The organism is Bacillus sp. SIMBA_026 (assembly GCF_046535335.1).
GTDB classification, from domain to species: domain Bacteria; phylum Bacillota; class Bacilli; order Bacillales; family Bacillaceae; genus Bacillus; species Bacillus velezensis.
Map to the genome: position 1 here is coordinate 591,220 of NZ_JAWRWX010000002.1, position 13,070 is coordinate 604,289.

A 13,070-nucleotide genomic window follows, 5' to 3' on the forward strand; every position below is an offset into this window, starting at 1 on the left:
GCAGTTTTATCATTTATGGCAGGTGCATGGTTTTTAAATGATTCAATTTCCAAAAAACAGTATCGCCGTCTGCATTGGTCAGTTCAAGAATATTATCTGAGACATCCTGTAACAGCCCCACTTTATTCGGTATATCTCCTAAATCCAGAATAATCAGCTTCCCGGTATATCTTTTTAATTGCTCCTCAAAATTCCGGACAAGGGGCACATTAGCGGGAACAACAGGCAGCTCTGAACTGTTTAACGTATACGGCGTCTGCTCATCGGAATAGGGTGTCAGCCATTTCAAATGATGCATCGAGATGAAAAGAGTCTTATAAACCGGAGAGAAGAAAACAAAATAATCATTTAAAACACTTGTCACATACCCATGAATGGAACGGTCTCCCGTAACAAATATTTCTGTGAATCTGCCTTTTATATGCTGGAGGGTATTCCGGTAAGAAAAGGAATGTTCCTGTTTTTCGGGATGCGGACTTTTTTTTCTTGCGTACGGTTCTTTATTCTCTTCGTCCGGGAGCGTCAATGTCATCCTCTGAAGATGCAGCAGCGGAATATAAAGAAACGTCCGGCCGTCATGTATCACAATGATATCCTGACCGATATCCAAAAGAGTTCCTGAAAATGTCGTATTCCCCGATATCTCAATATCGACTTGTTTATCCAGAAATCTGCTTAATCCAGCCATTTCATTCCCCCCTCTCCCGCGTTTACGGACAATCTTTCCAATCATTTACGGCCGTGTTTCCACCGATAATCTATTGTCCTTAATACAGTGGCGTAGCTATAAGAGTTCTCTTCCTCCCGTTTTGAGGATCGAACGGATCTTGATGATCTTTTCGACTTTTTAGAGGAAGTACGCTGCTCTTCGCGTGATTCTTCTTCATGCGGCTTTTCTTCTTCGGCGCTCTCTTTCTCACCTTTATTCTCGCCGTCTTTATTCTCCTCTTTTTTAGCTGCTCCTTTTGCCCCTTCGCTGATGCTCTTGATATGAAAAGGATAGATCCGCAGCACTTCTTTATCTTTCACAAGAGTGTAGTGGCCGTCGGAATTATCCACAAGTATACCTTCAACGGCTTCAGGACCTCCGCGGTTGATGGATACCCATTTGTGGATCAGGCGTTTAAATATGCCGTGAAAATCATCAGCCATTTCAAATTCCGGGCGCTCCTCCTCTTGGCCGTCCTCTTCTTGTTCCGCGCTGATGCTTTTGACATGGTCGGCGTTAAAATATACAATTCCGTCATCTTCCGTTTCCAGCACGAGAAAATCATCCCCTGTTTCGTGAAGCTTTCCTCTTTTCGATTCCGGACCTCCCTGATTCAATTGCACCGTGCGATTGGTCATCCGGCTGATCAGGTCTTGAAAATCATCAGCTTTTTCACATTCTGCCGCTTCGGCCGGCGATACGGTTTCACTCGTATTTTCCGTCACACTTTTCACATGTTTCCATTGATAATAAACGATTTTATTATCAACCTGAAGAGCGATATAATCCGATTGAATGTCTGCTAATCTCCCTGTCTTGGACTCCGGACCTCCCCGGTAGACAGTAATTACTTTTCCTTCCATCGCATGCAAAAAGTTGTCATCAGACCGCTGCCGCTTCGTATTGCGTTTCATCTATTGTCCTCCTAGTCATTTTTCTCATAATGTAAAAAGCATAATGCATATATACGTATCACGATTATTTTCGGGAACTGATTCACCAGCCTATTTGTAAAAAATCTTTCTTCATTTCCAAATCAGATATTCCACCGCTCTAACTCACTGCTGATGAAGGCGGACCGCTCCTTAATGTATTCGCAAATCACTTCAGGCTCCCGGTCAAAGCAATCAATCTCTTCTTTCTTATATGGATCCTTCGCGACATGCGGCCTGATCTGCTCATACAGTGACATGACCTTCGGCTTCATATGTTCAATGGTAAACCGGGTCTGAAGCGTCTCTTCCAAAAGCCGTTTGTACGCTTTGCGGAAATACGGTTCATCCAGAAGCCTTGCAGTCAAGGTATTAAACCCTTGTATTCTGACATAATCGGCCTCCATCCGATCACCATGAATGTCTCTTCCCCAAGTCGCATCGTAATCCCACGGAATGACTTCAAAAAGTCCCGTTTCATGATTCCGGTACAAAGCGTAATTATGAACAAATCCATCGTAGTTTGAAGTAAACACGATGCCCGCAAGCCACCGCAAATACTTATCGGCGTCCAAATGTTTGACGATCTCCCCCTTGAACTCTGACTTCGGCACGGTATTAATTTTATAGATCATATCCTGCAAGTATAAATCGTCTTCTTTCGTTCCCGTTTTCTTTTCATAACCAAGTTCGAGCGATGTTTTCGTATCCCGCTCCAGATCACTGACGAGGGAGAAATTGGCGTCGTCATCAACCGCGTAAAAAACAGCGCCATCCGCCAAATTCCGTTTCGCCAGAAAATATTCATCCACTGACTCCAGCTCAAGATACACCCCCTCATATCTGCCATTGATTTGCAAGGTTACGAAATTCGCCTTTGGTGACAGCGTCCCAAGCTCCGCGAAGAAATCGAGAGACAGTTTATTCCGCATCATCGACGGATCTTTGTATTCAGCGTTTAAATGTATCTCTCTCGCCCTGCGAAATGTTTTCGGCGAATAAAAAGCGATGTGATACGATTTTTTCTTAAAATCTCTTATATGCGAGCCGCGGTACGCCAGATCAATGTCAAGCCGTTTTTGATTCACTCTCAGCACCGCGGGCACCGGATCATCATCCCAAATGTCTTTTTTCAGCTCCATTAAGTCTTTCGGGTGAATAAACAGCTGGTATAGAGGCAATGTTGATTGGTTTTTCATCAGTAACCCTCCCTGTATTAATTTAGGCTGTGCTTTTTATATAAAACTCAGCGATCACACATACACTTTTTTCATTCATGCGTACTATGTGGTAGTAAGGATCGCATCCTTAAAACATATATCATGAGGAGGTTTCAAAATGGGCCACTATTCCCATTCTGATATCGAAGAAGCAGTAAAGTCCGCAAGCACCGAGGGATTGGAAGATTATTTGTACCAAGAACCAAAAAGCAGTAAGAAGAGAAAATCTCGCAGCCGTAAAAAATCATGCCGCTCTCACAAAAAATCTCGCAGTCATAAAAAATCGTGCCGCTCTCACAAAAAATCTCGCAGCCATAAAAAATCCCGCTCTCACAAAAGATCTCGCAGCCATAAAAAATCCCGTTCTCACAAAAAGTCTCGCAGCCATAAAAAATCCCGTTCCCACAAAAAATCTCGCAGCCATAAAAAATCCCGCTCTCACAAAAAATCTCGCAGCCGTAAAAAATCATGCCGTTCTCACAAAAAATCTCGCAGCCACAAAAAATCATGCCGCCGCAAGAAAAAACGCACGCAGAAAAAACCTTATCGTCCTCATAAAAAAGACCCTTGCAAAAAAGACGATTACTGCAGCAAAACAGAGTACTGGAAAGACGGGAACATCTGGGTTGTAAAGAAAAACTACAAGTAACACCATTCGTAAATAGGCTGCCGGCTAAACGGAAGCCTTTTTCCTCAATCAGATATATGCCACGTGATAAGATATGCAGCCGGTTTTCTTTTGTTGTGTTTCCGAATTTTCTTTCTGTATAATCAGGTCATACGATAAAGAAAGGCGGCCGAAATCATGCATATCTTACGAGCAGACGAACTGAACGCAAAAGACACTTACAAATTGCTTTCGGGCACAGTCGTTCCCCGGCCGATCGCATTTGTCACTACGCGGTCATCCATCAACGGCGCCGTAAACGCGGCGCCCTTCAGTTTCTATAACGTTGTCTCCGCGGAACCGCCGCTTCTGGCCATCTCAGTCAGCCGCGCGGACGGACGGCAGAAAGACACCGCGAGAAACGCAATCGCTCATCGGGAATTCGTGGTGCACGTCAGTGATGAATCCATTATTGAAGACATTAACAAAACGGCGGCAAGGCTTGATCCTGATGTCAGTGAGCTTGGCATGACAGACCTTTCTGTGACAGACAGCGCTTGCATCAGCGTTCCCGGTATAAAAGAAGCAAAAGTCAGGTTTGAATGTATACTCGAACGCCATCTCACGTTCCAAAATGACAGCGGAGAAACGACGACAGACCTCATCATCGGCAGAGTCGTTTGTTTTCATTTGAATGACCAAGTATATGACGCCGATAAAGGCTACATACGGACAGATGAGCTGAAGCCTGCGGCAAGGCTCGCGGGGAATGAATACGCCAGACTCGGGAAGACATATACGCTTGTCCGCCCGACCTGAAGCAGGAACCTTTATAATAGAAGAAACTAGTCAAAAAGACCCCTTTCAAAAGGGGTCTTTTTGAGTCTTTTACCATTAAACTCAGCCTAATGTCTTATAGAATGGCGAAACTTACAAGCTCCTCACCCGTATGAAACGAGTGACACATTTTTAGGAGGCAGACAGTTACTGATTTTTTCAGCCGTATTTATTTTGCTCAGCCTTATGTTTCAAGTATTTGCCGTCAAAGTTCTCAATTTGCCAAAGCCTGCTAAAAAGCAGAAGCCGATAAACGGCACACATCGATTAATCGAAATCACACTGCTTATTACGGGCATCGCAGCGGTGAATTTTTTCAATGAAATGTACGTATTTGCGGGAGTTGTTTTCATGGTATTTTTCTGCACCGGCATAATGGAATGGCGGCACCGGCGGGAGGAAAAGCAATATGTGTACGATTCGTTTTACGCAGGTCTTTCTGCCGCGCTTGGCGTGCTTATTTTTTTCATCAGTTAGCGTAGCTCTATACTCCTGCGGCCGCTCCGTCGCCGCGCGGGTCGGCACCGCCTTGGAGAAAGCCTTCTTCATCAATGACGATCGCTGCCGCATGGCCCATAAGCCCGTCAAAATCACCAACGGTCTCGACGCGGTGGCCGTTCTGCCTTAGGGCTTCTCTCGTTTCAGGGCTGATTCTGCTTTCAACCCTCAGCCCTTCATACTCCTCTCCCCATGTCCGTCCCCAGACCCAGCGCGGCTCATTGATCGCCTGCTGGGGGTCCATTTTGTAATCAATGATGCGCGTAATCATCGCTGTCTGAGTTTGCGGCTGGCCTTCTCCTCCCTGGGTTCCGTACAGGATGCGCGGCCTTCCTTCTTTACAGGCCATCGCCGGCATGAGGGTGTGGAACGTCCGCTTGCCGGGTTCAAGTGTATTGATATGGGATTCATCCAGCGAAAAAAATGACCCGCGGTTTTGCAGCAGAATGCCCGTCTCCCCCGCTGTAACGGCAGACCCGAACTCGAAATAGAGGCTCTGAATAAAGGAAACGGCATTTCCTTCCGCATCGGCAACGGCGGCATAAGCAGTGTCGCTTCCGACCGGCCGGCTTACCGCCGGCGCAGCCACGTCACCGATTTCTTCCGCAAGCTGCTTTGCATACCGTTTATCAAGCAGCCGATCCAGCGGAATATGAGAAAATGCCGGATCAGTCAGCACTTCATTCCGGTGCTGAAAACTCTTCTTCAGCGCCTCGATCAGCAGATGATAATAGTCAAAGGAACCGTGTTCGATCTGAGAAAAATCATAGTTTTCCAATATATTGAGCGTCATTAAGCCTGTAAAGCCCTGTGAATTCGGCGGAGCCTGATAGATTTTGCACCCGCGGTAATCGGAGGATACCGGGTTCGTCCACTCGCCGCGGTGGGCTTTAAAGTCATCAAGTGTCAGACGTCCGCCGTTGTTTTGCAGAAAGGATGTGATGCGTTGAGCGAGGTCTCCTTCATAAAAAGCGCTTCTGCCTTTCTCGGCAAGCTGCTCCAAGCTGGCCGCCAGATCCTTTTGGACAAACCGTTCACCGGGTATGGGCGCTTTTTTGTTTCTCGTAAAAATGGCCGAGGTGTAAGGCGTCGAGGCTAAAAGAGCGAGATTGCGTTCTGTGTGGGCGCATTGGTCGGCGGACACCGGAAATCCGTTTGCCGCATAATCAAGAGCTGGCTTCAGCACCTCAGCGAGAGAAAGACGCCCGTACGCCGAAAGCACGGCATCCCAGCTGTCCGCCATTCCCGGAACGGTAATGGCGCTTTCTGTCCCGCGCAGAGGGATCGCTTCTCTGCCCCGATACAAGTCTCTCGTCACATGCTTCCCTGAACGTCCGCTCCCGTTATAAGCTTTGATTCGTCCCGTTTCTTTATGGTAAGTGAGCCAAAATGAATCCCCGCCAAGACCCGTCATATGCGGATACACGACTGCCAGACAGGCGCTGACCGCCACTGCCGCGTCAAACGCGTTTCCGCCCTTTTCCAGAATGCCGGCCCCCGCCTGAGAAGCGAGATAATGCGGACTGACGACCATTTGTTTCGTTCCGATGGTTGAAGTATTCATGACAAGCCCCTTTACAAATTTTCTCAATTATAAAAAGCGGCTTCGCGGCCATCCACATTCCTGAAAGAAAATCTCACACACTATTTACTTTTCGATAAGAAATGATTCTAAGTTATTACGTATCGAAAACAACAAAAAATTTCCCCCTTCATACCGTAACGTTTCATGATACAATAATGTCTACCAAATGAAGGAAGGTGAAGCGGGTTGGAACATGAATACAGCATTCCGAATCTTGTCCTTGATGAAACGGATAAACAGATTCTTTCGATTTTGCACGAGGAAGGGAGGATTTCCTATACAGACGTAGGAAAAAGGGTTAACCTGTCGCGAGTGGCGGTTCAGCACCGCATTCAGCATTTACTGGATGCCGGCGTGATTGAAAAATTCACCGCTGTCATCAACCCGGCGAAAATCGGCCGCCATGTGTCCGTGTTTTTTAATGTGGAGGTGGAGCCGCAGTATTTGGAGGAAACCGCATTAAAGCTTGAAAAGGAGCCGGCCGTGACAAGCCTTTATCATATGACCGGACCGAGCAAGCTGCATATGCACGGCATTTTCGCAAATGATCAGGAGATGGAAGAGTTTTTGACAAAACGGCTCTATACGCAAAAAGGCGTCGTCAGCGTCGACTGCCAAATGCTGATTAAACGGTATAAAAGCAGAACGGGCATGAAGCTGTAAGGAGGACATAGCCATGAAACATCCCTATTGGGACATTACGGCGGCGATGGTCCGAACGGGCATTCTCGGATTCGGGGGCGGCCCGTCGGTGATCCCGCTCATCCGCCATGAAGCCGTCAATAAATACAAATGGATAGATGATGATGAATTCGGAGAAATATTAGCGATCGCTAATGCGCTTCCCGGACCGATTGCCACAAAAATGGCTGCGTATCTGGGCTTCAAGCTGAAAGGCACGTTAGGCGCAATCTTGGCAACCCTCGCCCACATTCTGCCTACATGCCTTGCTATGGCGGGCTTGTTTGCGGCTGTCAATGTCTTAAGCCACTCAGCAATTGTTGCCGGCATGATTGGCGCTGTAACACCGGTGATCGCCGTAATGCTCGGCATTATGGCGTACGAGTTTGGCCAAAAAGCGCTTAAAGGTTTCGGCTGGGTCACGGGCATCCTGTTTTTTATCATCGCTTTTATCGGCCTGCAAACGCTGCAGATCAATCCCGGCTTTGTCATTATCATTTTCTTGGCGTACGGCGCGTTTCATTTTAAATTAAAGGACAAAATCACAAATAAACGTTCAAAAGATAAAGGAATGTCGGCCTCATGATCATGATCTATTTATTTATGGCGTTTTTTGTCGCAAACGTACTCGGATATGGAGGCGGACCGGCGTCGATTCCGCTGATGTTTGAAGAAGTCGTCAACAGATACAGCTGGCTCTCAAACGATCAGTTCTCAAATATGCTCGCACTTGCGAACGCATTGCCGGGCCCGATCGCAACCAAAATCGCGGCGTATGTCGGCTACAGCGCAGGCGGGTGGCCCGGGTTCCTGATTGCGCTGATCGCTACCGTCGTACCGTCGGCGCTCGCATTGATCGTCCTCTTGCGCATCATTCAGCGCTTCCGCCAATCCCCCGTCATCAAAGGTATGACGCTGTCCGTCCAGCCTGTCATCGCCGTCATGATGCTCATTCTTACCTGGCAAATCGGCGCAGACGGCATCAAAGCGATCGGCTGGGTTCAAGCGATAGTGATTGCGGGGATTTCCCTCCTTGCCTTGACAAAATTCAAGATGCATCCGGCCTTCCTGATTATCGCGGCGTTTTTGTATGGAGGGCTTGTGGTTCCTCATTTATAAAGAAAAGCACCTGGACAGGTGCTTTTTTATTTTGGCCCAGAAATACCATTTGATATGACAACTGTTTCTTCGCCTGCATCACTCTTGATGATTTGCTTAACTTGCAGCGTTGCGCCTGCCATTCTCACAAATTGCTGAACCTGAGGCGAATTGGTTTCAGCCTGTATCCAAACAGAAGTCGGCGCTTTCCAAGCTAAAAAGAGTGCAAGAATCAACATACCAGAGATAACCAGCAGCAGCTTCATAGAGCATCACTTCTTTTCAATAAGCTGCTCGCCGCGCTCAGCGCCTGATGATCATGAAGAATATCACCGGGACGATTGCCTTCTCCCAGCACATAGCCTTTAAAGGACATCCCCATAAAATGAAAAATATGTTCAAATTGCTGAATCAGCGGCAGCCCTTTTAGTTTAGGATTGTCTCCTCCCACTGCTGTTACATATGCCTGCTTCGCTGACATTTGCTGTTTAAAATCAGGAAATCTCGGATCTCTCAACGTCTGTGACCAGCGATCAATAAACAGCTTTAATGTCCCTGACATGCCAAACCAATAAATTGGGGTGGCGAATACAAGAATATCGCACGGCAATATCCGCTCAATGATAGAATCGCAGTCATCTTGAACAGGACGAAAGCCGCCTTGAGCGTGACGCAGATCTTCAATTGGCTGGATCCGATATTTCCGCAAATGAATGTGCTCCGTATCGAATCCTTGAACAGCCTTCTCCGCAAGAATATCCGTATTTCCGCCAGACCGAGTTCCGCCGTTAATAACCGCAATTTTCATGATACATCTGCTCCTTTGTTTACGAATGATTTTCTTCATTTTATAATGGATTCATCAATCAACACAGATGATTATTTCGATTAATCCAATCGCTAAAACCGATTTAGAAAGGAAGAGAACAAGTGGAATTGAAGCAGCTGATCACCTTTATTACGGCGGCAGAACATGTAAACTTCACCCTAACCGCCAAAATGCTTAATTATGCACAATCAAGCGTTACTTCTCAGATCAAATCACTTGAAGAAGAAATCGGGACGCCTTTATTTGAACGGCTCGGCAAGCGGCTTATCTTGACAGAAGCAGGAAAAACGTTCAAATCTTATGCACAGAAGATTATTGCGTTAACAGAAGAAGCAAAAATGGCCGCAAATCAAGTAAGAGAAACAACCGGAACCTTGAAAATCGGCGCGACGGAAAGCCAGTGCACATATCGCCTTCCGCCTATCATAAAAGAATTCAAACAGGCTTTTCCTAAAGTAAAGCTCATATTCAAACCGTATGTGTCCAACGAACAAGCGAAAGAACAGCTCTTACAAGGCCAGCTTGATATCACCTTCATCTTGGATGTGAACCGAACGGAAGACGCACTGCACGTTGAATCTTTGATTCAGGATGAAATCAAAATGGTAGCCGCCAATGACCATCCTTTTCCAGCAGACTCACCAGCAACATTGAAGGATCTTCAAAACGAAACCCTTCTGCTGACAGAGGACGGCTGTTCATATCGCACGCTCTTTGAGAACACTTTACATGACGCCGGAGTCTACCCTAACAAATTAGAATTCGTCAGCATCGAAGCCATCAAACAATGCGTGATGGCCGGACTCGGAATTGGACTATTGCCTGAAATGACAGTAAAAGACGATATTGCCGAAGGACGGATGAAAGAACTCAACTGGCAGAATGAATGCCCCGTTTTTACTCAACTAGCATGGCATAAGGACAAGTGGATGTCTGCACCATTAAAGGCATTTATCGATTTGACGCGAAAAACATTCAAATAAAAACCTATCTGCAAGGACGACAAAGTTTTTAATAAAGCAGACACCAGGCATACAAAAAAACACTTGGTGGCTTAAAGCCCCAAGTGTTACACGTGATTTTCCCGATAAAACGTTCGCAAAACATGCGTTTCAAGGTCAGCCAGACGGACAGGGATCGGCAGCCTGCTTTCTCGATTGATCATTTTCATTGTGATCTGATAGCTGCTTTCTAAATCAATGTTATGTCCGCAAGACAAGAAGATAGGCTTCACGTCCCGCCGTGTCCGAAGCGCCCGGCCATATACCTCGCCGTCAATGAGAATATCGGTGCAGGCGCCGACTTCATTTTCGGGCATCTCAAAATCGCAGCCTTTGATTTTGAGATAGGTTTTTGCAATCCCTATCGTCGGCTTACCCAGAAAAAAAGCCGCATGGGTGGCAACGCCCATATGATTGTAATGCAGATACCCATTGCCATCAAACAAAAACACATCCGGCTCTGCCTCCAGCTTTTTGGCCGCTTCAATGATCAGCGGCAGCTCGCGAAACGCAAGAAAACCGGAAACATACGGCACGCTGATTTTCCCCATGCTGTGCACTTTTTCAATCACTTCTTTTGTACCAGCGTCAATCACGATGATACTGCATACGCCGTACGGTTCCCCGTCCTGCTCCCAATAAGCGAGGTCGACGCCTGCGCATGTGTTGACGGAGTCTGGATGGATGACAGGGGATAGGTTGATACGATTTTGAAGGTTAAATTGGACCTGTAAAAAATCTTGTTCCTTTTTCATATCAAAATTATGCACATCAAATAATTTCATAACGATTGATCACTCTCGACCTAAATTAATGTGAGTCTCTCTTCTCGATTCTAGTATTTCAAAGTGAGGACTACTTGTATCTAGCTCATACTGATTTAATAGATTGCCTTCTTCATCCCAACTCTTTTCGCAAATTAGTATGGAATGCTCATACTGTTGCTCACTTTTTTTTCTTCCATTTTCAAACCAAATTATACTTTTACCATGCAATTGCCCATATCTATATTCTTTTTCACTTTTTTTATTCCCGTTTTCATAAAATTCACTTGTTAAACCATGAGCCAGCCCATTCTTATATTTAGTAAAATAGATGATTTGTCCATTTGGATATAATTCGTAAGCCAGCCCTGTAAACGGCTGGCCATTTTCGTCTTCAGGATTATCTAGTATCTCATCACTGACCGAAGAGAACCATAAATCCTCAAAGTCCACTCCTATTTCTTTTATATTCTTCATATCATATTCATTTTCCATACTTTAAAGCCTCCGGTATATAATTTGTATTTTGAGTTATATATTCACAATGTGGACATCTAGGCATTGGGACACCTTCTGGCATCTTTTTATTTATTTTCCTCGCACTTACTACGTATACCATTAATTCTTTTAATTCCGCATCAGGTCTTTGTAGTAATGCTTCATTTAGCGCATTAACTTCGGCATGAGAACCAGCCCCTGATGTTTTTATATAACCTTCCTTAAGTTCTACAGGCATATTTACGATTCTATCATGAATAAGTGGATGTAGTACCTTAGGTGGCTCCCCATCTATATTGTTAATTCCAAAATAATACTTGCCTGTTTTTTTGTCCAATACGCCAGCTACCGCAGGACCTCTTTGTTTTTTAGTTAAACCAGATGATTTAATTTTACTAAGTTCGTTTAACACTTCTGCTCTTAGATTTATTCGATGGTGAAGATCTTCTTTAGACAATATACCATGCTTATTTCTTAAATATTGAAGCCTAGTTTGTTTTTCTTCACTAGTCTTAGCAATATTGCTACTAAGGCTTTCATTAGCCACTTTATTGACATATGGAGCATTTTTTTGGTACAACCGCTCAAAGTAGTGTGCCAATCCTGCTCCACCAATCATAGTAATAGCTTCCAGCGCCCCTTGCTTCCGCTTCTCCTCAGACACTTTGTTTCCGAACATATCTCTGCCTGTGACGGCTTCTGAGAATCCGTTTGAGGCGACAAGGCCGTATGCGCCCATTTCTGTCATTTTGAGAATGTCTAAGGATTTTCCGGTTTTATAGGCATCTAAAGCATGTTCTGCGGCAATGACGGTTTTTCCGGTTTTGTAAATGGCTTTTCCGCCTTTGAAAGCGCGGCCCGCCCAGCCGACGACCGGTATGAATCCGGCGGCGGCCATGGCGCCGGCTGTGACACGTTCTGCGGTGGAGAGTTTTTCGCCGGTCACCGGATCAACACCTTCGGCTGCTCTTTTATAATCATAATAGCCGGTGACTTCGCCGGTAAAGTTGCAGATTCCGTCCCATGTTTTTTCGTACCATGGTTTATTGGCTTCTTCTTCAGCCTTTTCCTGAAGCCGTCTTGCTTCGGCCTGCTGGGCTTTTGCGTCAATATAGTCCGTTCCCTGTTTTTCTGTCGCCATGACGCTTTTGTAGATTTCATTGCTGTGGAAGGCTTTTTTGTCATAGTACATAGGGGATGCGCTTTTCCCGTTGCTGGTGGCCTGCATGAGAACGGAATATTTGCTGAGCACTGCGTTGTCCAGAGATTCTAAGTTTTGATATTCAGCGGTCAGGGATTCATCAAGCGTATCGACTGCCGTGATCGTATCGCGTCTGGTTTTCTGGGCATCGCCCATTTTATCAGCGTAATCATCCAGCGTATATGTGTCGAGATGAATAATATCGCTGATGCCTGACAAAATTGAATCGATTTCTGCTTTATGAGCGGAGACAATCTCTGAAGCTTTCAAATCCGCGTTGGGCAGCTCATGCTCCAAAAATGAAGTCTCCGCATATGTATCGCTGAGTTCTTGATCTTTAATGTCACCTGAAATGCCATTTAAAAACGCAATTTGAGCAGAGACAAGCGTCAGCCAGCTGTCGGCGATTTCCGCTTGTCCCTGAAAAAAATCTTTTATATTGTCTGCGCCTTTCCCTTTCAAAGCATCACCCAGATCGGCCACGCCTTGAAAGGCTTGTTTGAGCGCACGCAGCTGCTCTTCAAGGGCTTCGTATTGTTTCTTTCTCTTATCTGCTTCGTCCGTTAACGATTGTGATTCAAACACTTTGCTCATCGGCAAGTCCTTTCTT

Annotated in this window: 16 protein-coding genes; 7 read left to right on the forward strand and 9 right to left on the reverse strand. The window is 45.7% G+C overall.

Features of this window, described 5'->3' with window-relative positions; translation table 11 throughout:
- Window positions 1–13: 13 nt before the first annotated feature.
- From SB847_RS13705 to SB847_RS13715, 3 genes are all read right to left on the reverse strand, one after another.
- A complete protein-coding gene (locus SB847_RS13705; RefSeq protein ID WP_029325794.1) occupies window positions 14–688 on the reverse strand; it encodes a hypothetical protein in 675 nt (224 codons plus the stop codon).
- Between the two features lie 41 nt (window positions 689–729).
- Window positions 730–1,623 (reverse strand): spore coat protein, encoded by an 894-nt coding sequence (locus tag SB847_RS13710; protein WP_101670490.1) that lies wholly within the window; start codon window positions 1,621–1,623, stop codon window positions 730–732.
- A gap of 122 nt (window positions 1,624–1,745) precedes the next feature.
- Complete coding sequence (locus tag SB847_RS13715; RefSeq protein WP_410563856.1) at window positions 1,746–2,840, reverse strand: CotH kinase family protein; 1,095 nt, start codon at window positions 2,838–2,840, stop codon at window positions 1,746–1,748.
- 139 nt (window positions 2,841–2,979) lie between these two features.
- Here SB847_RS13715 and SB847_RS13720 point away from each other — a divergent pair, with 139 nt between their 5' ends.
- From SB847_RS13720 to SB847_RS13730, 3 genes are all read left to right on the forward strand, one after another.
- On the forward strand, window positions 2,980–3,510 hold the full coding sequence (locus SB847_RS13720; RefSeq protein WP_265972767.1) for a CotG/ExsB N-terminal domain-containing protein: 531 nt from the start codon (window positions 2,980–2,982) through the stop codon (window positions 3,508–3,510).
- A 156-nt stretch (window positions 3,511–3,666) separates the two neighbouring features.
- Window positions 3,667–4,287 carry a flavin reductase family protein gene (locus SB847_RS13725; protein ID WP_032876047.1) on the forward strand — a complete coding sequence of 207 codons (621 nt, stop codon included), beginning with the start codon at window positions 3,667–3,669 and terminating at the stop codon, window positions 4,285–4,287.
- A 204-nt stretch (window positions 4,288–4,491) separates the two neighbouring features.
- The gene (locus SB847_RS13730; protein WP_046702387.1) at window positions 4,492–4,782 is read left to right on the forward strand and encodes a DUF4181 domain-containing protein; all 291 of its coding nucleotides are present in this window, start codon (window positions 4,492–4,494) and stop codon (window positions 4,780–4,782) included.
- Between the two features lie 7 nt (window positions 4,783–4,789).
- Here the strand turns inward: SB847_RS13730 and ggt are convergent, their stop codons facing one another.
- A complete protein-coding gene (ggt, locus tag SB847_RS13735; RefSeq protein WP_410563860.1) occupies window positions 4,790–6,367 on the reverse strand; it encodes a gamma-glutamyltransferase in 1,578 nt (525 codons plus the stop codon).
- A gap of 207 nt (window positions 6,368–6,574) precedes the next feature.
- Between ggt and chrS the strand changes: the two genes are divergently transcribed.
- From chrS to chrA, 3 genes are read left to right on the forward strand one after another with little or no spacing between them, the layout of a single operon-like run.
- Window positions 6,575–7,051: a chromate efflux transcriptional regulator ChrS gene (gene chrS / locus SB847_RS13740; RefSeq protein ID WP_007407537.1), complete on the forward strand. Its 477-nt coding sequence runs from the start codon at window positions 6,575–6,577 to the stop codon at window positions 7,049–7,051.
- Window positions 7,052–7,064: 13 nt separating this feature from the next.
- Window positions 7,065–7,655, forward strand: coding sequence for a chromate efflux transporter subunit ChrB (gene chrB / locus SB847_RS13745; RefSeq protein ID WP_007407538.1), 591 nt, complete (start codon window positions 7,065–7,067; stop codon window positions 7,653–7,655).
- A complete protein-coding gene (chrA, locus tag SB847_RS13750; RefSeq protein ID WP_032876039.1) occupies window positions 7,652–8,188 on the forward strand; it encodes a chromate resistance efflux protein ChrA in 537 nt (178 codons plus the stop codon). The genes chrB and chrA overlap by 4 nt, the downstream gene beginning before the upstream one ends.
- A 26-nt stretch (window positions 8,189–8,214) precedes the next feature.
- Here chrA and SB847_RS13755 read toward each other — a convergent pair whose 3' ends face one another.
- Window positions 8,215–8,433: a hypothetical protein gene (locus SB847_RS13755; RefSeq protein ID WP_017418770.1), complete on the reverse strand. Its 219-nt coding sequence runs from the start codon at window positions 8,431–8,433 to the stop codon at window positions 8,215–8,217.
- Window positions 8,430–8,975 (reverse strand): flavodoxin family protein, encoded by a 546-nt coding sequence (locus tag SB847_RS13760; RefSeq protein ID WP_410563866.1) that lies wholly within the window; start codon window positions 8,973–8,975, stop codon window positions 8,430–8,432. Before SB847_RS13760 ends, SB847_RS13755 begins: the two co-directional genes overlap by 4 nt.
- A gap of 122 nt (window positions 8,976–9,097) precedes the next feature.
- Here SB847_RS13760 and SB847_RS13765 point away from each other — a divergent pair, with 122 nt between their 5' ends.
- Window positions 9,098–9,979, forward strand: a complete 882-nt coding sequence (locus SB847_RS13765) for a LysR family transcriptional regulator (RefSeq protein WP_410563869.1) — start codon at window positions 9,098–9,100, stop codon at window positions 9,977–9,979.
- An 86-nt stretch (window positions 9,980–10,065) separates the two neighbouring features.
- Here SB847_RS13765 and SB847_RS13770 read toward each other — a convergent pair whose 3' ends face one another.
- Genes SB847_RS13770 through ywqJ form a run of 3 tightly spaced genes read right to left on the reverse strand, consistent with a single transcriptional unit; the run spans window position 10,066 to window position 13,054 of the window.
- Entirely contained in the window at window positions 10,066–10,782 is a 717-nt protein-coding gene (locus tag SB847_RS13770; RefSeq protein ID WP_410563870.1) for an endonuclease V, read from the reverse strand.
- 9 nt (window positions 10,783–10,791) lie between these two features.
- Window positions 10,792–11,256: a toxin-antitoxin system YwqK family antitoxin gene (locus SB847_RS13775; RefSeq protein ID WP_044802938.1), complete on the reverse strand. Its 465-nt coding sequence runs from the start codon at window positions 11,254–11,256 to the stop codon at window positions 10,792–10,794.
- Window positions 11,246–13,054 carry an LXG family T7SS effector putative deaminase YwqJ gene (gene ywqJ / locus SB847_RS13780; protein ID WP_410563874.1) on the reverse strand — a complete coding sequence of 603 codons (1,809 nt, stop codon included), beginning with the start codon at window positions 13,052–13,054 and terminating at the stop codon, window positions 11,246–11,248. Before ywqJ ends, SB847_RS13775 begins: the two co-directional genes overlap by 11 nt.
- Window positions 13,055–13,070: the final 16 nt, after the last annotated feature.